Source organism: Streptomyces iakyrus (assembly GCF_000717055.1).
GTDB lineage: Bacteria > Actinomycetota > Actinomycetes > Streptomycetales > Streptomycetaceae > Streptomyces > Streptomyces iakyrus.
Genome location: NZ_JNXI01000027.1, coordinates 256,883 through 275,062 on the forward strand (window position 1 = coordinate 256,883; position 18,180 = coordinate 275,062).

The 18,180-nt window shown below is 71.4% G+C and carries 19 protein-coding genes; 5 read left to right on the top strand and 14 right to left on the bottom strand.

Features of this window, described 5'->3' with window-relative positions; translation table 11 throughout:
- Nucleotides 1-118: 118 nt before the first annotated feature.
- From ligA to OO68_RS34805, 5 genes are read right to left on the bottom strand one after another with little or no spacing between them, the layout of a single operon-like run.
- Nucleotides 119-2,314: an NAD-dependent DNA ligase LigA gene (gene ligA, locus OO68_RS34785; protein WP_033313270.1), complete on the bottom strand. Its 2,196-nt coding sequence runs from the start codon at nt 2,312-2,314 to the stop codon at nt 119-121.
- Between the two features lie 15 nt (nt 2,315-2,329).
- Complete coding sequence (locus OO68_RS34790; RefSeq protein WP_033313272.1) at nt 2,330-3,337, bottom strand: methionine synthase; 1,008 nt, start codon at nt 3,335-3,337, stop codon at nt 2,330-2,332.
- A gap of 31 nt (nt 3,338-3,368) precedes the next feature.
- Nucleotides 3,369-4,067: an SDR family oxidoreductase gene (locus OO68_RS34795; protein WP_078625633.1), complete on the bottom strand. Its 699-nt coding sequence runs from the start codon at nt 4,065-4,067 to the stop codon at nt 3,369-3,371.
- Between the two features lie 18 nt (nt 4,068-4,085).
- The gene (locus OO68_RS34800) at nt 4,086-4,625 is read right to left on the bottom strand and encodes an LOG family protein (RefSeq protein WP_033313276.1); all 540 of its coding nucleotides are present in this window, start codon (nt 4,623-4,625) and stop codon (nt 4,086-4,088) included.
- Nucleotides 4,622-5,428, bottom strand: a complete 807-nt coding sequence (locus tag OO68_RS34805) for a class I SAM-dependent methyltransferase (protein WP_051814902.1) — start codon at nt 5,426-5,428, stop codon at nt 4,622-4,624. The genes OO68_RS34800 and OO68_RS34805 overlap by 4 nt, the downstream gene beginning before the upstream one ends.
- 81 nt (nt 5,429-5,509) lie before the next feature.
- Here OO68_RS34805 and OO68_RS34810 point away from each other — a divergent pair, with 81 nt between their 5' ends.
- Entirely contained in the window at nt 5,510-5,833 is a 324-nt protein-coding gene (locus tag OO68_RS34810) for a DUF427 domain-containing protein (RefSeq protein WP_033313277.1), read from the top strand.
- 61 nt (nt 5,834-5,894) lie between these two features.
- Complete coding sequence (locus OO68_RS34815; RefSeq protein WP_033313278.1) at nt 5,895-6,677, top strand: alpha/beta fold hydrolase; 783 nt, start codon at nt 5,895-5,897, stop codon at nt 6,675-6,677.
- A 124-nt stretch (nt 6,678-6,801) separates the two neighbouring features.
- On the opposite strand, the gene mnmA is transcribed toward OO68_RS34815, so the two are convergent.
- Nucleotides 6,802-7,932: a tRNA 2-thiouridine(34) synthase MnmA gene (gene mnmA / locus OO68_RS34820; RefSeq protein ID WP_033313280.1), complete on the bottom strand. Its 1,131-nt coding sequence runs from the start codon at nt 7,930-7,932 to the stop codon at nt 6,802-6,804.
- Between the two features lie 60 nt (nt 7,933-7,992).
- Between mnmA and OO68_RS34825 the strand changes: the two genes are divergently transcribed.
- Entirely contained in the window at nt 7,993-8,658 is a 666-nt protein-coding gene (locus OO68_RS34825; RefSeq protein ID WP_033313282.1) for an N-acetylmuramoyl-L-alanine amidase, read from the top strand.
- Nucleotides 8,659-8,867: 209 nt separating this feature from the next.
- On the opposite strand, the gene OO68_RS34830 is transcribed toward OO68_RS34825, so the two are convergent.
- The 3 genes from OO68_RS34830 to OO68_RS45785 all read right to left on the bottom strand — a co-directional run bounded on the left by OO68_RS34830 (nt 8,868) and on the right by OO68_RS45785 (nt 10,653).
- Entirely contained in the window at nt 8,868-10,037 is a 1,170-nt protein-coding gene (locus OO68_RS34830) for a cysteine desulfurase family protein (protein ID WP_033313284.1), read from the bottom strand.
- A 140-nt stretch (nt 10,038-10,177) separates the two neighbouring features.
- The gene (locus OO68_RS34835) at nt 10,178-10,444 is read right to left on the bottom strand and encodes a hypothetical protein (RefSeq protein ID WP_033313286.1); all 267 of its coding nucleotides are present in this window, start codon (nt 10,442-10,444) and stop codon (nt 10,178-10,180) included.
- A 44-nt stretch (nt 10,445-10,488) separates the two neighbouring features.
- A complete protein-coding gene (locus OO68_RS45785) occupies nt 10,489-10,653 on the bottom strand; it encodes a hypothetical protein (RefSeq protein WP_033313288.1) in 165 nt (54 codons plus the stop codon).
- Nucleotides 10,654-10,769: 116 nt separating this feature from the next.
- Between OO68_RS45785 and OO68_RS34845 the strand changes: the two genes are divergently transcribed.
- Nucleotides 10,770-11,408: a TetR family transcriptional regulator gene (locus OO68_RS34845; protein ID WP_033313290.1), complete on the top strand. Its 639-nt coding sequence runs from the start codon at nt 10,770-10,772 to the stop codon at nt 11,406-11,408.
- Nucleotides 11,409-12,038: 630 nt separating this feature from the next.
- Here OO68_RS34845 and OO68_RS34850 read toward each other — a convergent pair.
- A complete protein-coding gene (locus OO68_RS34850; protein ID WP_033313291.1) occupies nt 12,039-12,899 on the bottom strand; it encodes a thioesterase family protein in 861 nt (286 codons plus the stop codon).
- 148 nt (nt 12,900-13,047) lie between these two features.
- On the opposite strand from OO68_RS34850, the gene OO68_RS34855 reads away from it, so the two are divergent.
- Nucleotides 13,048-14,283 carry an alpha/beta hydrolase gene (locus OO68_RS34855; RefSeq protein ID WP_033313293.1) on the top strand — a complete coding sequence of 412 codons (1,236 nt, stop codon included), beginning with the start codon at nt 13,048-13,050 and terminating at the stop codon, nt 14,281-14,283.
- On the opposite strand, the gene OO68_RS44670 is transcribed toward OO68_RS34855, so the two are convergent.
- The 4 genes from OO68_RS44670 to OO68_RS34875 all read right to left on the bottom strand — a co-directional run bounded on the left by OO68_RS44670 (nt 14,174) and on the right by OO68_RS34875 (nt 18,123).
- On the bottom strand, nt 14,174-14,848 hold the full coding sequence (locus OO68_RS44670; protein ID WP_078625635.1) for a trimeric intracellular cation channel family protein: 675 nt from the start codon (nt 14,846-14,848) through the stop codon (nt 14,174-14,176). The two genes, OO68_RS34855 and OO68_RS44670, sit on opposite strands and share 110 nt — an antisense overlap.
- A gap of 64 nt (nt 14,849-14,912) precedes the next feature.
- Entirely contained in the window at nt 14,913-16,037 is a 1,125-nt protein-coding gene (locus tag OO68_RS34865) for an ABC transporter ATP-binding protein (RefSeq protein ID WP_033313295.1), read from the bottom strand.
- Nucleotides 16,034-17,116 (bottom strand): ABC transporter ATP-binding protein, encoded by a 1,083-nt coding sequence (locus OO68_RS34870; protein ID WP_033313297.1) that lies wholly within the window; start codon nt 17,114-17,116, stop codon nt 16,034-16,036. Before OO68_RS34870 ends, OO68_RS34865 begins: the two co-directional genes overlap by 4 nt.
- A complete protein-coding gene (locus OO68_RS34875; RefSeq protein ID WP_033313390.1) occupies nt 17,113-18,123 on the bottom strand; it encodes an ABC transporter permease in 1,011 nt (336 codons plus the stop codon). Before OO68_RS34875 ends, OO68_RS34870 begins: the two co-directional genes overlap by 4 nt.
- Nucleotides 18,124-18,180: the final 57 nt, after the last annotated feature.

Below are 18,180 nucleotides of genomic sequence, written 5' to 3' on the forward strand. Positions count from 1 at the left end.
CACATCTCAACAGTAGGCCGCAGAAGGCTTCCACGGGCAGCGGTCGCCGACGGTTGCCCGAATGCGCCCCGGCCACCCGTATGCATCTGGTATGCGCCGAACGGGTGGCCTTCAACCGCTACTCCTCGGCCGAAAGGGCGACTTCGGCCGCGGCTTCCGGTCCCTGCTCCAGCAGGACGCCGAAACCCTCCTCGTTCAGGACCGGAACCTTCAGCTGCATCGCCTTGTCGTACTTCGATCCGGGGCTGTCCCCCACGACGACGAACGACGTCTTCTTCGAAACCGAGCCGGTCACCTTCGCTCCGCGGCTCTGCAGCGCCTCCTTGGCGCCGTCCCGGGTGAAGTGTTCGAGGGTGCCGGTGACGACGACGGTGAGGCCTTCGAGCGGGCGCGGCCCCTCGTCCTCACCGGTGCTCTCGGCCTCCATGCGGACGCCCGCGGCCTTCCACTTGCGGATGATGTCGCGGTGCCAGTCCTCGGCGAACCACTGCTTGAGGGAGGCGGCGATGGTCGGTCCGACGCCCTCGGTGACCGCGAGCTCCTCCTCCGTGGCCTGGTCGATGCGCTCGATCGAGCGGAACTCGCGGGCCAGCGCCTCGGCCGCGACGGGTCCGACGTGACGGATCGACAGGCTGGTGATGACGCGGGCCAGGGGGCGCTCCTTGGCCGCGGCGATGTTCTCCAGCATGGCGACCGCGTTCTTGCGGGGCTCGCCCTGCTGGTTGGCGAAGATCGTGGCGACCTTCTCCTCGCCGGTCTTCGGGTCGCGCTTGGGCAGGCCGCTGTCCGGGTCGAGGACGTACGCCTTGATGGGCAGCAGCTGCTCGATGGTGAGGTCGAACAGGTCGCCCTCGTCGGCCAGCGGCGGGTCCTCGGGCTCCAGCGGGGCGGTGAGGGCCGCCGCCGCCACATAGCCGAAGTGCTCGATGTCCAGCGCCTTGCGGCCCGCCAGGTAGAACAGGCGCTCGCGCAACTGGGCCGGGCAGGTGCGGGCGTTGGGGCAGCGCAGGTCGACGTCGCCCTCCTTCATCGGCCGCAGCGGTGTGCCGCACTCGGGGCACTCGCCCGGCATGACGAACTCGCGCTCGGTGCCGTCGCGCAGGTCGGCGACGGGGCCGAGGATCTCCGGGATGACGTCACCGGCCTTGCGCAACACGACCGTGTCGCCGATGAGGACGCCCTTGGCCTTGACCACGTCCTGGTTGTGCAGCGTGGCGAACTCGACCTCGGAGCCCGCGACCGTGACCGGCTCGACCTGGGCGTAGGGGGTGACGCGGCCGGTGCGGCCCACGCCCACGCGGATGTTGACGAGCTTGGTGTTGACCTCCTCCGGCGCGTACTTGTACGCGATCGCCCAGCGCGGGGCGCGCGAGGTGGAGCCGAGGCGGCCCTGCAGGGGGATCTGGTCGAGCTTGACGACGACGCCGTCGATCTCGTGCTCCACGGAGTGGCGGTTCTCGCCGAAGTAGGCGATGAACTCCCGGACGCCTTCCAGGCCGTCGACCACCTTGTTGTGCCGGGATGTGGGCAGGCCCCACGTCTTGAGCAGGTCGTAGGCCTGGGAGAGGCGGGTCAGGCCGGTGAAGCCCTCCAGGGCGCCGATGCCGTGGACCACCATGTGCAGGGGGCGGGTGGCGGTGACGCGCGGGTCCTTCTGGCGCAGGGAACCGGCGGCCGCGTTGCGCGGGTTGGCGAAGGGCTTGTCACCGGCCTCGACGAGGCGGGCGTTGAGCTCCTGGAACTTCTCCATCGGGAAGTAGACCTCGCCGCGGATCTCCACGAGGTCGGGGACGGAGTCGCCCTTGAGGCGGTCGGGGATCTCGGCGATCGTGCGCACGTTGGGCGTGATGTCCTCACCCGTGCGGCCGTCGCCGCGGGTGGCCGCGCGGGTGAGGCGGCCGTGCTCGTAGGTGAGGTTCACGGCGAGGCCGTCGACCTTGAGCTCGCACAGGAAGTGGTACTCCTGCTCGCCCAGTTCCCTGGCGATGCGCTCCGTCCAGGCGGCCATCTCCTCGTCGTTGAACGTGTTGTCGAGGGAGAGCATGCGCTGACGGTGCTCGACCGCCGTGAACTCCGTCTCGTAGGACCCGGAGACCTTCTGGGTCGGCGAGTCCGGCGTGCGCAGCTCCGGGTGCTCCTCCTCCAGCGCCTCCAGGGAACGCAGCAGCTGGTCGAACTCCGCGTCGCTGACGACGGGAGCGTCCTTCACGTAGTAGCGGAAGCGGTGCTCCTCGATCTGCTCCGCGAGGCGCGCGTGCTTCTCCCGTGCCTCGGCGGGCACCGTCGTCGTCTCCGCTTGCTTGTCGCCGGCCACCGTGTCGTCCTCCCGTTACTCTGGGTTGTCCGCGAGGGATCTCGCCGCCCGGGCGCAGTGCGCGAGGGCCGTGCGCGCGTACCCCGGGGAGGCCCCCGCGAGTCCGCACGCCGGGGTGACCGTGACCGCCTCCGCGAGAAGCCCCGGAGACAGCCCCAGCCTGCGCCACAGCGTCCTGACACCCATGACGCTACCGGCAGGGTCTGACAATGGGCCCTCGGTGCCCGGGACGACACCGGCGAAGAGCCGGGTGCCGCCCTCTACGGCCTCCCCGATCGCCTCGTCGTCACGCTCGGTGAGCAGCGAGAAGTCGAAGGAGACGGCGGCCGCTCCGGCCCGGCGGAGCAGGGCGAACGGCACGTCCGGGGCGCAGGAGTGGATCACGACCGGGCCGGACGTGTGCACTCCGACGAGGTCGCGCAGGGTCTGCTCGACGACCTGCCGGTCGACGGCCCGGTGGGTGCGGTAGCCGCTGGCGCTCTTCACCTGCCCGCGCAGGACGGCCGTCAGCGACGGCTCGTCGAGCTGGAGGACGAGCTGCGCGCCGGGGATCCGCCGCCGCAGTTCGGCCAGGTGCTGGCGCAGTCCCTCGGCGAGGGAGGCGGCGAGGTCGCGGCAGGCACCGGCGTCGGAGAGGGCCGCCTCGCCGTTCCTGAGCTCCAGGTTGGCGGCGAGGGTCCAGGGGCCGACGGCCTGGACCTTCAGCGGCCCCTCGTACTCCTGCGTGAACTCCTCCAGGGCGTCGAGGTCCTCGCCGAGCCAGGAGCGGGCCCGCTTGGTGTCCCGCCCCGGCCGGTCCCCGAGCCGCCACCCGCTGGGCTCCACGCGCGCGTACAGCTCGACGAGCAGGCCGGCGGTCCGCCCGATCATGTCCGCGCCGGGGCCGCGGGCGGGCAGTTCGGGCAGGAAGGGGAAGTCCTCGAAGGTGCCGGTGACGGTCTTGGCGGCCTCACGGGCGTCGCCGCCCGGCATGGATCCCACGCCGGTGGCCGCGCCGAACCTGAACTGGCTGTTTTCGCTCACCGGAGAAGCCTACGCAGCCCCTTGACCGGGGTCAGCCTCCCGGTCGCACCGTGAGGTCGTTGACCTCCGCGTCCCTCGGCAGATCGAGGGCCATCACGATCGTCGTGGCGACCGACTCGGGGTCGATCCACTTCGAGGCGTCGTACTCCTTGCCCTCCTGCTGGTGGACCTTGGCCTGCATGGGGCTGGCCGTGCGGCCGGGGTACACCGAGGTGACGCGGACCCCGTTGCCGTGCTCCTCGTGGCGCAGGGAGTCGGCGAGGGCCTTCAGGCCGTGCTTGGAGGCGGCATACGCGGACCAGTCGGCGTGGGCGTTGAGTCCCGCGCCGGAGTTGACGAAGAGCACGTGGCCGCGGGCGGCGCGCAGTTGGGGCAGGAAGTGGCGGGTCAGCTCGGCGGGGGCGATCAGGTTGACGTCGATCTGGTGGCGCCAGGCCTTCGGGGTGAGCTCGCCGACCGGGCCGAGGTCGACCACGCCCGCGATGTGCAGCAGCGAGTCCACGCGGTCCGGCAGCGACTGGTGGGAGAAGGCCCAGGAGAGCCGGTCGGGGTCGGCGAGGTCACCGACCAGGGTCCGCGCCCCGGGGAACGCGGCCGCCAGTTCCTTCGCGCGGCCCGCGTCGCGCGCGTGCAGCACGAGGTCGTCCCCGCGCGCGTGCAGACGGCGGGCCACGGCCGCGCCGATGCCGGAGCCGGCTCCGGTGATCACATGAGTAGCCATGCCCGCCATGCTCGCATCAGCACCGGCTCACTCGATGCCCCGGCTCTCCTCCAGGTACGCCAGCGCCCCCACCGGCTCCTCGGCGAAGAACACCAGGTCGGTCAGGGGCCGGGGCAGGAAGCCCTCGGCGTCCATGCGGCGGAACTGCTCCTTCAGGCCGTCGTAGAAGCCCGCGGTGTTGAGCAGGACCACCGGCTTGTCGGTGTGCCCGTGCTTCTTCAGCTCCAGGATCTCGGTCGCCTCGTCGAGCGTGCCCGTGCCGCCGACCATGATCACCACGGCGTCGGCCCGCTCCAGGAGCAGCTTCTTGCGCTCGGCGAGGTCCTTCGCGACGACCATCTCGTCGACGCCCGGGCGGGCCTTGGCCGCGAGGAACTGCACGGAGACGCCGGCCAGCCGGCCGCCCGCCTCCTGCACCCCGTCGGCGACCACCTTCATCAGGCCGACGTCGGAGCCGCCCCACACGAGCGTGTGACCGCCCTTGCCCAGCAGCGTGGCGAACTCCCGTGCGGGGCGGGTGTAGCGCTCGTCGAGGTCGGCGGCGGACAGGAAGACACAGATGTTCATGAACCCACCGTACGGGCCCGGTCGGCCGCGGCGGTGAGCCGCATTTTGGACTGCCGGTGCGGCAGGCGCTCCCAGTCGTCCATGAACCGGGCGTCCAGGCCGTGCTGGGCGGCGAGGTCGGTGAGGGTCCGCGTCCGGTAGTAGAAGTCCTCGTGCAGGACCTGGTGCTCCTCGCCCTCGGTGCGGTCGAAGGTGAAGTCGAAGAACCCGCCGGGCGCGAGGATCCGGCCGACGTTCGCGAAGCACTCGTCGATGACGTGCAGCGGCGAGTGCGAGAAGACGCTGTGCGCGTGCACGACGTCGAAATGCGCGTCCGGCAGGAAGGCGAAGGTGAGGTCACGGGAGAGCGCCAGGTAGGGCAGTTTGGGCTGGAGTTCCTCGGCCACGAGGGTGTCCTGGGCGGCGAGCAGGATGTGCGGCGAGATGTCGATGCCGTAGTAGTGCCCGGTGTCGAGGTGGCCGATGAACAGCCGTCCGGCGCGCAGGTTGCCGCAGCCGATCTCCAGCATCCGGTGGTGCGGCCGCAGGCCGTGGCCGACCAGGTAGTCGAACTGCATGCGACCGATCCGCGCCCACTGCTCGCGTGAGGGGTTGTGCCCCACCGCCGCCTCGGCGCTGCGGGCCGCGTCCGACGCCATCACGGCCCGGTAGTAGGCGATGTGGTCGGGGTGGCGCAGCCGCAGCCAGGCGTCGCGCACCGCACGCCGGGCGTGCGCTGGCACGCGCTCCGGATGGCGCAGGGCGTACCGGACCTGGTGGAGCAGGCGGGAGCGGTTTCCGGCAGCCGGTTCCTTGGCGCGCATGGGGGCCTCCTGCGGCGAGGGAAGAACTCCGCTTCAGCCTGCGCTGTACGGGAGGAGTCGGCTACCCAAGGAGGGGCGATCGTGACGACAGGGCATCGCATCACCATCGAGCGCAGCGACCGGCACGTGCGCGTGGTGCACGGCGGGCAGGTGCTGGCGGAGAGCGACCGGTCGCTGGTGCTGCGCGAGACGGGCTGTCCCGAGCGGTACTACATCCCGCCGGAGGATGTGCGACTGGACCTGCTGACGGCGTCCGACGCGCAGACGTACTGCCCGTTCAAGGGCACCGCCTCCTACTGGTCCGTGCCGGACGCGGAGAACCTCGTCTGGGCGTATCCGGACCCCAAGCCGGACGTCGCCGGGATCAAGGACCACCTGTGCTTCTACGAGGTGGAAGTGTTCTGATCGGCTGACGCGCCGCCCGCCTCATCGATGAACACCGCGGCGTGCGGCAGTCTGCATGAGCATGGACAAGAAGATCCTTTCGCGCGACGGCACCCGCATCGCCTACGAGAGCACCGGCCGCGGCCCGGCGGTCGTCCTGGTGAGCGGCGCGATGTCGACGGGCGGCACCCTGGCGCCGCTCGCCGTGTCGCTCTCCGAGCGTTTCCAGGCCGTGGTGTACGACCGCCGGGGCCGCGGCGCCAGCGCGGACACCGCGCCGTACGCCGTGGAGCGTGAGGTCGAGGACCTGGGAGCGGTGATCGAGGCGGTGGGCGGCGAGGCGCTCCTGTACGGCATCTCCTCGGGCGGCGCTCTGGCGCTGGAGGCGGCGGCGAGCGGACTGCCGGTGCGGCGCGTGGCCGTCTACGAGACGCCCTTCGCGATGTCGGAGGAGGGTGCCAGGGAGCGTGCGCAGTACACCGAGCGGCTGACGGAGGCGCTCGGCGAGGGGCGGCGCGGGGACGCGGTCGAGCTGTTCCTGCGGCTGACCGGTCTGGCCGAGGGGGTGATCCAGGGCGCCCGGCAGTCCCCCATGTGGGCCGGGATGGAGGCGATGGCCGCGAGTCTCGCCTACGACGACGCCGTGATGGGCGACGGCCGGGTCCCCCGCTCCCGGCTGGGCTCGGTCGGCGTCCCGGTCCTGGCGGTCGCGGGCGACGCGAGCCCCTCGTGGCTGCGCGAGGCGGCCCGGGCGATCGCGGACTCGGTCCCCGAGGGCACGTACCGCACGCTCCAGGGGCAGACCCACATGGTCGAGCCGAACGTGCTGGCGCCGGTGCTGTCGGAGTTCTTCAGCCGGGACTGACGGGTTCTTCAGCGGGGACTGACGGGTTCTTCCGCCGGGCTGACCGGCCTCGGCCGGGACCGAGGCGGGCGGCACGCGGGCACGCGCGCGTGGAACCCGCGTCCGGGTGCGCGCAGCGGCGGGGTCAGGCCACGCCCGCCGTCGCCCGGGTCGTCGTCGCGATCGTCGCCGAGCCCACCACGCGCGTGCCGTCGTACAGCACGATCGCCTGGCCCGGGGCGACGCCCCGGACGGGCTCGGCGAACGTGACCTCCAGGGAGCCGTCGACGAGTTCGGCGGTCACCTCGGTCTCGCCGCCGTGGGCGCGCAGCTGGGCCGTGTAGGTGCCGGGGCCGGTGGGGGCGGCACCGCACCAGCGGGGCTTGATCGCCGTGAGGGCGCTGACGTCCAGGGCGGAGGCCGGGCCGACGGTCACGGTGTTGTCCACCGGCGAGATGTCGAGGACGTAGCGCGGCTTGCCGTCGGGGGCGGGGGTGCCGATGCGCAGGCCCTTGCGCTGGCCGATGGTGAAGCCGTACGCGCCCTCGTGCGTGCCGAGCTTGGCGCCGGACTCGTCGACGATGTCGCCCTCGGCGCGGCCGAGCCGGTTCGCCAGGAAGCCCTGGGTGTCGCCGTCGGCGATGAAGCAGATGTCGTGCGAGTCGGGCTTCTTGGCCACGGCCAGGCCCCTGCGCTCGGCCTCGGCGCGGATCTCGTCCTTGGTGGTGACGGTGTCGCCGAGCGGGAACAGGGCGTGGGCGAGCTGCCGGTCGTCCAGGACGCCGAGGACGTACGACTGGTCCTTGGCCATGTCGGAGGCGCGGTGCAGTTCGCGGGTGCCGTCCTCGCGCACGATGACCTGGGCGTAGTGGCCCGTGCAGACCGCGTCGAAGCCCAGCGCGAGCGCCTTGTCGAGGAGGGCGGCGAACTTGATCTTCTCGTTGCAGCGCAGGCAGGGGTTGGGGGTGCGGCCGGCCTCGTACTCGGCGACGAAGTCCTCGACGACGTCCTCACGGAAGCGGTCGGCGAGGTCCCAGACGTAGAACGGGATGCCGATGACGTCCGCGGCGCGGCGGGCGTCGCGTGAGTCCTCGATGGTGCAGCAGCCCCGTGCGCCCGTCCGGAAGGACTGGGGGTTGGCGGAGAGCGCGAGGTGGACGCCGGTCACGTCGTGGCCCGCTTCGGCCGCACGGGCGGCGGCGACGGCGGAGTCGACACCGCCGGACATGGCGGCCAGGACGCGGAGGGGGCGGGGGCGCTGCGGGGTCTCAGTCATAACCCTTCCAGGGTAAGGGGGCGCGGGAACCAGGACCGCCGGGTATCCGTTGACGATCACATGGGACAGCGGAAGGCTTCGAGGGACGGCGACCGGAAGGTCGGCCGCCGCGCGCTGCTGATCGGTGGCACGGTGGCCGCGGCGGGCTCCGCCGTCCTGGCCCGGGACGAGCTGGCGAGACTGTGGTGGCGCACCCCGGGCGTCGAGAAGCCGCGCGAGGCGGGCGCGGTCGACTACAAGGGCGCGCGCTGGGTGGCGGCGTCGGACGCGAACTGGCGCCGCGCGGACCGCCCCGACGACTTCGGCATAGACATGGTGATCGTGCACGTCACGCAGGGCAGCTTCGACAGCGCGGTGAAGGCCTTCCGGGACCCGGGGCACAAGGCGGCCACGCACTACATCGTCCGCCAGGACGGGCACGTCACGCAGATGATCCGCGAGCTGGACGTGGCGTACCACGCGGGCAACCGCGACTACAACGAACGCAGTGTCGGCATCGAGCACGAGGGCTTCGTGGACCGCCCGCAGGACCTCACGGACGAGATGTACGAGGCCTCGGCCCGTCTCACGGCCCGGATCTGCGCCCGCTACGACATACCCGTCGACCGCGAGCACATCATCGGCCACGTGGAGGTCCCGGGCACGGACCACACGGACCCCGGCCCGCACTGGGACTGGGACAAGTACATGCGCCTGGTGCGCCGGGCGCGCACGACGCCGGCCTGACCGGTCAGAACGGGGCGGCGACGAGCGCGACGGCCGGTGCCAGGCCCTGGCCCACGGCCCCGCGCCACAGCCTCCGGGGGAACGACAGGGCGAAGACCTGTGTGACGACGTGCACCTGCGGAGTGTCCGCCGGACCCGGCCCCGGCGAGGGCGCACGCCGATACACCACATGTCGATACACGTGCCCCGCCCCCGTCCCGCGCCGGGCGCTACGTCAGCCCGGCCGCCCGGGCCCGTTCCACCGCCGGGCCGATGGCCTTGGCCAGGGCCTCGACGTCGGCCTCGGTGGAGGTGTGGCCGAGGGAGAAGCGCAGGGTGCCGCGGGCCAGGTCGGGGTCGGTGCCGGTGGCGAGGAGGACATGGCTGGGCTGGGCGACGCCGGCGGTGCAGGCGGAGCCGGTGGAGCACTCGATGCCCTGGGCGTCGAGGAGGAGCAGCAGGGAGTCGCCCTCACAACCGGGGAAGGTGAAGTGCGCGTTGGCCGGGAGGCGCCCTTCCGGGTCCGGGTCGCCGCCGAGGATCGCGTCCGGTACGGCGGAACGGACCGCGTTGACGAGGGAGTCGCGCAGGGCGCCGATCTCGCGGGCGAACCACGCGCGCTGCTCGGCGGCCAGCCGCGCCGCGACGGCGAAGGAGGCGATGGCCGGGACGTCGAGGGTTCCGGAGCGCACATGGCGTTCCTGACCGCCGCCGTGCAGCACCGGTACGGGGGTGTGCTCCCGGCCGAGGATCAGCGCGCCGATGCCGTAGGGGCCGCCGATCTTGTGGCCCGAGACCGTCATCGCGGCAAGGCCCGAAGCGGCGAAGTCCACGGGGATCTGGCCGAAGGCCTGAACGGCGTCCGAGTGCAGTGGTACTCCGAACTCGGCTGCCACGTCGGCGAGTTCACGGACGGGCAGGATCGTCCCGATTTCGTTGTTGGCCCACATGACGGTGGCGAGGGCCACGTCGCCGGGGTTGCGGGCGATCGCCTCACGCAGGGCGTCCGGGTGGACGCGGCCGTGGGAGTCCACCGGCAGGTACTCGACGGTGGCGCCCTCGTGTTCGCCGAGCCAGTGCACGGCGTCGAGGACCGCGTGGTGCTCGACGGGGCTGGCGAGGACGCGGGTGCGGGCCGGGTCGGCGTCACGGCGTGACCAGTAAAGGCCCTTGACGGCGAGGTTGTCGGCCTCTGTGCCGCCCGAAGTGAGGACGACCTCGCTGGGGCGGGCGCCGAGGGCTTCGGCGATGGTCTCGCGGGCCTCCTCGACGGTGCGGCGGGCCTGCCTGCCGGATGCGTGGAGGGAGGACGCGTTGCCGGTGGCACCCAGCTGCGCGGTGAGCGCCTCTGCCGCCTCCGGGAGCATCGGGGTGGTCGCGGCGTGGTCGAGGTAAGCCATGGTGAGCCCGATTCTACGGCTCCCCTTCGACCGGCCTCAGAGCAAGGCTGGCCGAACGTGAACCGCCGTACTGCGCTGCGCCGGCCCGTCGTCCCCGGGCCCGGCCGCGGCGCACCGGCTTACGGCTGTCCGACGGCGGCTCAGAAGCTCCACGAGATGGTGCTGTCGAACTCCATGAAGGCGGCGAGGACCAGCAGGTCGGCGACGCCCAGGCCCAGGCCCAGCAGGGCGCGGCCGCGGCGCTCGGTGCCGCGCCACAGGGCGATGCTCGCCAGCACGATGGCGATCGGGCCGAGGAAGAGGTTGAGCACGAGCAGGCCGAGCAGGCCGAGGATGAAGGACGCGACGGCCATGCCGTCGGTGTCACGGATGCCGGTGCGGCGCGAGGCCGGAGCGGTGAGCTGCATGGTGATCGACTCCCGAAGTCGGTGCGAAGGGATGGCGAACGGCGTCAGTGGGCCTGCGTGTGGCGCCGGCGGCCGCGCTCGCGGACCGCGAAGACGCCGAGCCAGACGGCGATGACGGCGCCCGCGGCCAGGGAGAAGGTGAGCGGCGCGTGGGCCACGGTGCCCAGGACGACACCCAGCAGCAGGAGCGCGGCGACGATGAACAGCATGGGAAACAGCCCCCAGAATTTCGGTGAACGGTTGTGGTTACAGTTGTTCACTGACTTCCCAGTCTAGCGCTTCTCATGACTTTCCAATTCCAGAGAACAGTTGTTAACTGCATGGTATGAGTCACACCCTCGGCATCCGGCAGGCCCAGAAGCAGAAGACCCGGCAGGCACTCCTGGACGCGGCCCTGGCGCTGCTGGAGGAGCAGAGCCTGAGCAGCCTGGGACTGCGGGAGGTCACCCGCGCCGTCGGAGTCGCCCCGACCGCCTTCTACCGCCACTTCCGGTCCACGGCGGATCTGGGCGTGGCCCTGGTCGAGGAGGCGCTGGGCAGCCTGCACCCGATGATCCGGACGACGGTGTCCACGACGGGCGACCCCGAGGAACGCGTCGCGCGCGCCATCGACCTGATCGCCCGTCACGTCGACGGGTACCCCGCCCATGTCCGGTTCATCGCCCGTGAACGACATGGCGGAGTCCAGCCGGTCCGGGAGGCGATACGGGACCAACTGGCCCGCTTCGCCCAGGAGGTCAAGACCGAGCTGGCCAAGGACCCGGTGGCGCGCGGCTGGAGCGAGGACGACCTGCTGATGCTCGCGCACCTCTACGTCGACCAGATGCTGAGCACGGCTTCGCTGTTCCTGGAGGCCCTGGAAGGACCGGAGGAGGAGCGCGCGGACCGGACCCTGCACGTCACACAGCTGGCGACCCGTCAGATGCGGCTGATCGGCCTCGGCCGGCAGCATTGGCTGGATTGAACTCCTCGGGCGAGGCGCACACGCGCATCCGCTAACGCACAGGGGCGGCGCGCCCGTGCGCCGGACGCGCCGCCCCTGCCTGCCCCGGGCGGACCCGGGCCTTCCTTACGCCTACTGCTCCTTCTGCGACTGCTGAGGCTGCTGCCCCTGCCCCTGCCCGCCCGCGGCCTGGCCACCGCCACCCGGGCCGCCGCAGCCGCCGCCCTGACCGCCATGGGGACCGCCCTGGCCGCCCTGACCGCCCCCCGGCGCGCCGCTGGGCATTCCCGAAGGGGCCCCGGACGGTGCACCCGTGGGCTCGCTCCCACCGAGGCGGCACCCGAGGGAGCTCCGGAGGGTGCGCCGGAGGGTGCGCCGGAAGGGGCGCCCGAGGCCGCCCCCGACGGCGCCCGGCAGGCCTGCTGCTGCCCGGCCCCGCCCCCGCTGTTCGAGGACGACGAGGAGTCCCCCGACCCGCAGGCCGCCAGCGCCAGGGCGACAGCGCCAGCAGGGCCACGGCGGGAAGGAGACGCGCACGCTTCATGGGACAGCTCCAGGGAGGTCGAGGGCGTCCTGAGGCGAGCACTCAACCAGCGCCGTGTGGGCCTCCCTTGGGACCGGCCTGTGAACCGCCTGTCAGCGAGGCAAGGTTCAGCCCAGCCGGACCCGCGCCAGTTGCCGGGACTGCGCGACCAGCCGGTCCGTGCTGTCCCACACCTCGGCGTCCTCCTCCAGGAAGCCGCCCGCGAGGTTGCGCGTGGCGATCGACACCCGCAGCGGACCCGGAGCCGGACGGCAGCGCACGTGCACCGTCAGCTCGACCGTGGGGACCCAGCCCTTCAGCCCGATCTCGAAGGCGGTGGGCGGCAGCGCGTCCACCGCGAGCAGCAGGGAGAGCGGGTCGGGGTCGCGCCCGTCCTTGAGGCCGAACCAGGCCCGCATCTCGCCCTTGCCGGAGGGCTGCCCGAGGGCCCAGCCCAGGGTCGAGGGGTCGAGCTTGAGCATCAGCCGGTCCGCGATGGCCGAGCTGCCGTCGACCGGGGCGGGCCCGTCCTCCGGGCCGAAGCAGTGCTCCATCGGCGGCATCGCGGGGGGCCGGGCCGTCGTACGGACGTCGTCGGGCAGGGTGTCCAGGTCGCCGTAGGAGGCCAGCACGCGGATGCGTTCCACCTCGCGGCCCTCGTCGTCGTACTGGAAAAGGGAGGCCTGGCCGGTCGACAGGGTGCGGCCGGTGCGGACGACGTCCGTGCGGACGACCGCCGGGCCGGGCTGGGACGCGGTCAGGTAGTGCGCCGAGATCGTGAAGGGGTCGGCGTGCGGCAGGGCGTCCGCGAGGGCGCGGCCCAGGACGGCCAGCAGGTAGCCGCCGTTGACGGCGCTGATGATCGTCCAGCCGGCGGAGAGGTCGATGTCGTAGACGCCGGGCGCGCGGCGGGTGAGCGCGGTGTCGCGGTCGAACTCGCTGTCGCCGATCGTGGCCCGGGCGGCCGGGGCGGTGGCTGCTTCTGGCATGGCTGAACAGTACAAGATGTTGCTACTAAGCGGTAGCTTTGCAGAACGGGGCGGGCTTGGGTCACGCCTTGGTGAGACACGGGCAATTTCTCGGTAAGTGTCCGACTCGTCCGTAAACCCCGGGACCGGTCCCGGCCTCTGTACGGGCATGAGCCTCACCGGGACACCGTTTCTCTGCACGCTGGTCGTGCTGTCCGTCGCCGCCCTCGTCACTCCGCTGGTCCTCTGGTCGCGCATCCGCGGGCCCAGGGCCCTGCGCACCGCGGCCCGGGCGCTGATGCTGCTGTTCGCGCAGGGGACGGCCGTGGCCCTGGTCTTCACGCTCGTCAACAACGCCAACGACCTGTACGACAACTGGGCCGACCTGCTCGGCACCGGCGACCACGTGCAGCAGGCGGCGAATCTGGGCGCCGACGGCACGGGCGGCATCGCGCTCCGGAAGCTGCCCAAGGTGCGGCAGACCTTCGCCCCGGCCACCGGGCCCGGGATGAGCGCGGCCGGCGGGGTGCGGGTGACCCAGCTCCGGGGCCGGGTGTCGGGGGTGAACGCGGAGGTCTACGTCTGGCTGCCGCCCCAGTACCGGGAACCGGCCTACCGGCACTACCGGTTCCCGGTCGTGGAGTTGCTGCCCGGCTACCCCGGTTCGGCGAAGGCGTGGTTCGGCTCGCTGCACGCCCACGAGCAGCTGGAGCCGCTGATGCGCGACGGCCGGGTGGCCCCGTTCATCCTGGTCGCGCCCCGCACCAACCTGCTGGCCGGGGTGGACACCGGCTGCGCCGACATCCCGGGCACGGTGGACGCCGACACCTGGCTCAGCGTCGACGTGCCGAAGATGGTCATGGACAACTTCCGCGCCCAGTCCGCCCCGCGGGGCTGGGCCGTCGCCGGCTACTCGGCCGGGGCGCACTGCGCGGCGCGGCTCGCCATCGCGCACCCCGACCGCTACCGGGCCGCCGTCAGCATGTCCGGCTACAACGACCCCATCGGCGAACGCGACTCGCTCACCGCGCAGAGCCCGGCCCTGCGCACCGAGAACAACCCGTATCTGATGCTGCGCAGGTCACCCGTACCGCCGCGGGTCGCGCTGTACCTCTCCGGCCAGCCGCACGACGGCTACGAGGCCGCCGTGGCCCTGGAGCAGGCCGCGAAGGCCCCGACGACCGTGCACGTGGTGTACATCCCGAAGAGCGCGGGCGGTCACAACATGGCGCTGTGGCGGCCGCAGGTGGTCCCGGTGTTCCGCTGGCTGACCCAGCAGATGGGCGCACGGCCCGTCACGGCAGGACGGGCTGCTCCTCCTCGCTCACCGTCGAACGCCGGTGCCACGCCCGCGGAGCTCGCCAGTGGTACCGCATCGCGAGCAGGCGCAGTACGAAGGCGGTGATCACCGCGAGAGAGCTGGTCAGCGGGTTCAGGGAGTCATACCGGATGCACAAGGCGGCCAGGGCGGAGCCGACGATGGCCGGGACCGCGTACAGGTCACGGTCCCAGCGCAGCAGCGAGGGGACCTCGTTGGCGAGCACGTCCCGCAGCACACCGCCGCCCACGGCGGTGGTCAGCCCCAGACCGGCGGAGGCGGTCAGGCCGAGCCCGTACTCGTACGCCTTGATCGTGCCGGCGACGCAGAACAGACCGAGGCCGGCCGCGTCGAAGACGTTCACCGCGACCTGGATGCGCTCGACCTGGGGATGCAGGAAGAAGACGAGGAGGGTGGCGAGCAGCGGGGTGAGGAAGTACCCCAGGTCCGTGAAGGCCGCGGGCGGTACGGCTCCGATGACCAGGTCCCGGAAGAGCCCGCCGCCCAGCGCGGTGACCTCTGCGAGGACGGCCATGCCGAACACGTCGAAGTTCTTGCGCACGGCCAGCAGGGCGCCGGAGATCGCGAAGACGAAGATGCCGATCAGGTCGAGCGTGTGCTGGACGGACGGGCTGAAGAGTTGCTGGAGCACCCGAACATCTTTACCCATGGGTGAGCCCCCGCCCCCCATGTACGGGGCGGGGGCTCGGGCCGGACTACTTCTCGACGGGCTCGGAGACGATCTCCTTGGCCGAGGACAGCAGCTTGGTGTCCTGCGGCTGCTGGTCCTCGAAGTTCTCCGGGTGGTGACAGGCGACCTGCTGCCCGGCCCGCAGCTCCTTGAGCGGCGGCTCGGTCGTCTTGCAGATCTCCGTCGCCTTCCAGCACCGCGTGTGGAAGCGGCAGCCGCTCGGCGGGGCGATCGGCGAGGGCACGTCGCCCTTGAGCAGGATGCGCTCGCTCTTGACGCCCCGGCGCTTGGGGTCCGGGATCGGCACGGCCGACAGCAGCGCCTTGGAGTACGGGTGCATCGGCGACTTGTACAGCTTGTCGCGGTCGGCCAGCTCGACGATCTTGCCGAGGTACATCACCGCGATCCGGTCGGAGACGTGCCGGACCACCGACAGGTCGTGCGCGATGATCACGTACGTCAGGCCCAGCTCCTCCTGGAGGTCGTCCAGCAGGTTCACCACCTGCGCCTGGATCGACACGTCCAGCGCGGAGACCGGCTCGTCCGCCACGACCAGCTTCGGGTTGAGCGCGAGCGCACGGGCGATGCCGATGCGCTGGCGCTGGCCGCCGGAGAACTCGTGCGGGTAGCGGTTGTAGTGCTCGGGGTTGAGACCGACCACCGACAGCAGCCGCTGGACCTCCTTCTTCACACCGCCCTCGGGGTTGACGCCCTGGAGCCGGAAGGGGGCGCCGACGATCGTGCCGATGGTGTGGCGGGGGTTCAGCGAGGAGTACGGATCCTGGAAGATCATCTGCACGTCGCGGCGCATCGGGCGCAGCTCGCCGGTCTTCAGGTGCGTGATGTCCTGGCCCTCGAACTCGACCTGTCCGCCGGTCGGTTCGAGCAGGCGGGTGATCAGCCGGCCCATGGTGGACTTGCCGCAGCCCGACTCACCGACGACGCCGAGCGTCTCGCCCTTGCGCACCTCGAAGTCGATGCCGTCGACGGCACGCACCGCACCGGTCTGCCGCTGGAGCAGGCCCTTGCGGATGGGGAAGTGCTTCTGAAGGCCGGTCACCTTCAGCAGGACCTCGCCGTCGGAGGTGGTGCCCTGGGTGAGGGTGCTCCCGCTCGTGTCCGGTGTGCTCACCGTCTTGTCGTCGCTCACAGCTTCGGCGCAATCTCTTCGGTCCAGATACGCTCCCGCTGCTCCTGCGTCATGTGGCAGGCGGCCCAGTGCGAGCCGCCGACCTCGGTCAGCTCGGGGCGGACCGTGCGGGTGACGTTGTCCTTCGGGATGTCCGCGTACGGGCAGCGCGGGTGGAAGGCGCAGCCGGACGGGAGGTTGATGAGGGAGGGCGGAGCACCCTTGATCGGGATGAGCCGGTCGGTCTCCTCGCGGTCCAGTCGCGGCATCGAGCCGAGCAGGCCCCAGGTGTAGGGGTGGCGGGGCTCGGAGAACACGTCCTCGGCGGGGCCGCGCTCCACGCACCGGCCGCCGTACATGACCAGCAGGTCGTCGGCCATCTCGGCGACCACGCCCAGGTCGTGGGTGATCATGATGACCGCGGAGCCGAACTCCTTCTGCAGATCCCGGATCAGGTCGAGGATCTGCGCCTGCACGGTGACGTCCAGGGCGGTGGTCGGCTCGTCCGCGATGAGCAGCTCGGGGTTGTTCACCAGCGACATGGCGATCATGGCGCGCTGGCGCATACCGCCGGAGAACTCGTGCGGGTAGCCGTCGACACGCTTGGCGGGCTCAGGGATGCCGACGCGGTCGAGCATCTCGATCGCCCGCTGCTTGGCCGCCTTCTTGCTGACGTCGTGGTGGACGCGGTACGCCTCGACGATCTGGTGCCCCACCGAGTAGTAGGGGTGCATCGCCGACAGCGGGTCCTGGAAGATCATGGCCATCTTCCGGCCGCGCAGCCGCCGTACGACGTCCGGGTCGGCCCCGATCAGCTCCTGGCCGTCCAGCCAGACCTCGCCGGAGACCTTGGCCCGGGCCGAGCGGTGCAGGCCCATCACGCCGAGCGAGGTCACCGACTTGCCGGAGCCTGACTCGCCCACGATGCCCAGGGTCTTGCCCTTGCGCACGTCGAAGCTGACGCCGTCGACGGACTTGACCAGACCGTCGTCGGTGTCGAAGTGGATGCGCAGATCACGGACGGACAGGAACACGTCGTCCGGGACGGACGGGGCGGTGGAGTCCGGTTCGCCGAGCGCGGCTTTGTCGAGCTTGCTCACGAGTACCTCACCCGGGGGTCGATGGCGGCGTACACCAGGTCGACGATCAGATTGCAGAAGACGATGAAGAACGCGGCGACCAAGGTCACGCCCATGATGATGGGCAGGTCGTTCGTCTGGATGGACTGGACGGCGTAGGCGCCGATGCCCTGGAGCGAGAAGACGGTCTCCGTGAGCACCGCGGTGCCGACGAGGGTGCCGAAGTCCATGCCGAAGATCGTCACGATCGGGGTGAGCGCGGAGCGCAGGCCGTGCTTGGCCACGACCGTGCTCTCCTTCAGACCCTTGGCCCTGGCCGTTCGGATGTAGTCCTCGTTCATCGTCTCCAGCATGCCCGCCCGGGTGAGCCGGGCGTAGAGCGCGGAGAAGAGGAAGGCGAGGCTGACCCAGGGCAGCACCAGGTGCCAGGCCCATTCGGCGGGGTTCTCGGTGAACGGGACGTAGTCGACGCTGTCCCAGATCGGGATCTCGTAGACGAAGAGCGCGAGCAGGATCTGGCCGGTGAAGAAGATCGGGAGCGAAACGCCGGCGAGGGCGATGAACATGGCACCGCGGTCGATCGGCTTGCCCTTCCGGAGCGCCGAGACGACACCGGTCGTGACACCGAAGACCACCCAGATCACCGCGGCACCGACGGCCAGCGAGAAGGAGACGGGGATCCGCTCCAGGAGCTGGGGCCACACCTCGACGTGGTTCTTGAACGAGTAACCGAAGCAGGGCGCGTCGCAGTGCGTCGCGTCAGGCCCGAACTTGTAGTCGGCGCCCACCACGAGGCCCTTGATGAAGTCCCAGTACTGGACGTAGACCGGCTGGTCCAGACCCAGGTTCTGCTTGATGGCAGCGACGGACTCGGGGTTCGCGTCCTTGCCGACGTACTGGGTGGCCAACTGGTCGGCCGTCTGGCCCCCGAGGCGGGGCACCAGGAAGAAGATGGCGAAAGTGACTGCGCTGACCACCAGCAGCAACAGCACGGCGCCCATGACGCGTCGGAGGATGTACGCAGCCACAGCTGTACGGCCCCGGGTGGCCGCGGCGGGGTCCTCCGCCGCGGCCACCCGGTGCCT

What these genes read in the sequence shown, in the direction of transcription:
- OO68_RS34845 (WP_033313290.1), top strand. Translation starts at nt 10,770, where the DNA reads ATGAGTCACACCCTCGGCATCCGGCAGGCCCAGAAGCAGAAGACCCGG.
- OO68_RS34850 (WP_033313291.1), bottom strand. Translation starts at nt 12,899, where the DNA reads ATGCCAGAAGCAGCCACCGCCCCGGCCGCCCGGGCCACGATCGGCGAC.
- OO68_RS34805 (WP_051814902.1), bottom strand. Translation starts at nt 5,428, where the DNA reads ATGCGCGCCAAGGAACCGGCTGCCGGAAACCGCTCCCGCCTGCTCCAC.
- OO68_RS45785 (WP_033313288.1), bottom strand. Translation starts at nt 10,653, where the DNA reads ATGCTGTTCATCGTCGCCGCGCTCCTGCTGCTGGGTGTCGTCCTGGGC.
- OO68_RS34800 (WP_033313276.1), bottom strand. Translation starts at nt 4,625, where the DNA reads ATGAACATCTGTGTCTTCCTGTCCGCCGCCGACCTCGACGAGCGCTAC.
- OO68_RS34825 (WP_033313282.1), top strand. Translation starts at nt 7,993, where the DNA reads ATGGGACAGCGGAAGGCTTCGAGGGACGGCGACCGGAAGGTCGGCCGC.
- OO68_RS34835 (WP_033313286.1), bottom strand. Translation starts at nt 10,444, where the DNA reads ATGCAGCTCACCGCTCCGGCCTCGCGCCGCACCGGCATCCGTGACACC.
- OO68_RS34815 (WP_033313278.1), top strand. Translation starts at nt 5,895, where the DNA reads ATGGACAAGAAGATCCTTTCGCGCGACGGCACCCGCATCGCCTACGAG.
- OO68_RS34795 (WP_078625633.1), bottom strand. Translation starts at nt 4,067, where the DNA reads ATGGCGGGCATGGCTACTCATGTGATCACCGGAGCCGGCTCCGGCATC.
- OO68_RS34830 (WP_033313284.1), bottom strand. Translation starts at nt 10,037, where the DNA reads ATGGCTTACCTCGACCACGCCGCGACCACCCCGATGCTCCCGGAGGCG.
- mnmA (WP_033313280.1), bottom strand. Translation starts at nt 7,932, where the DNA reads ATGACTGAGACCCCGCAGCGCCCCCGCCCCCTCCGCGTCCTGGCCGCC.
- OO68_RS34855 (WP_033313293.1), top strand. Translation starts at nt 13,048, where the DNA reads ATGAGCCTCACCGGGACACCGTTTCTCTGCACGCTGGTCGTGCTGTCC.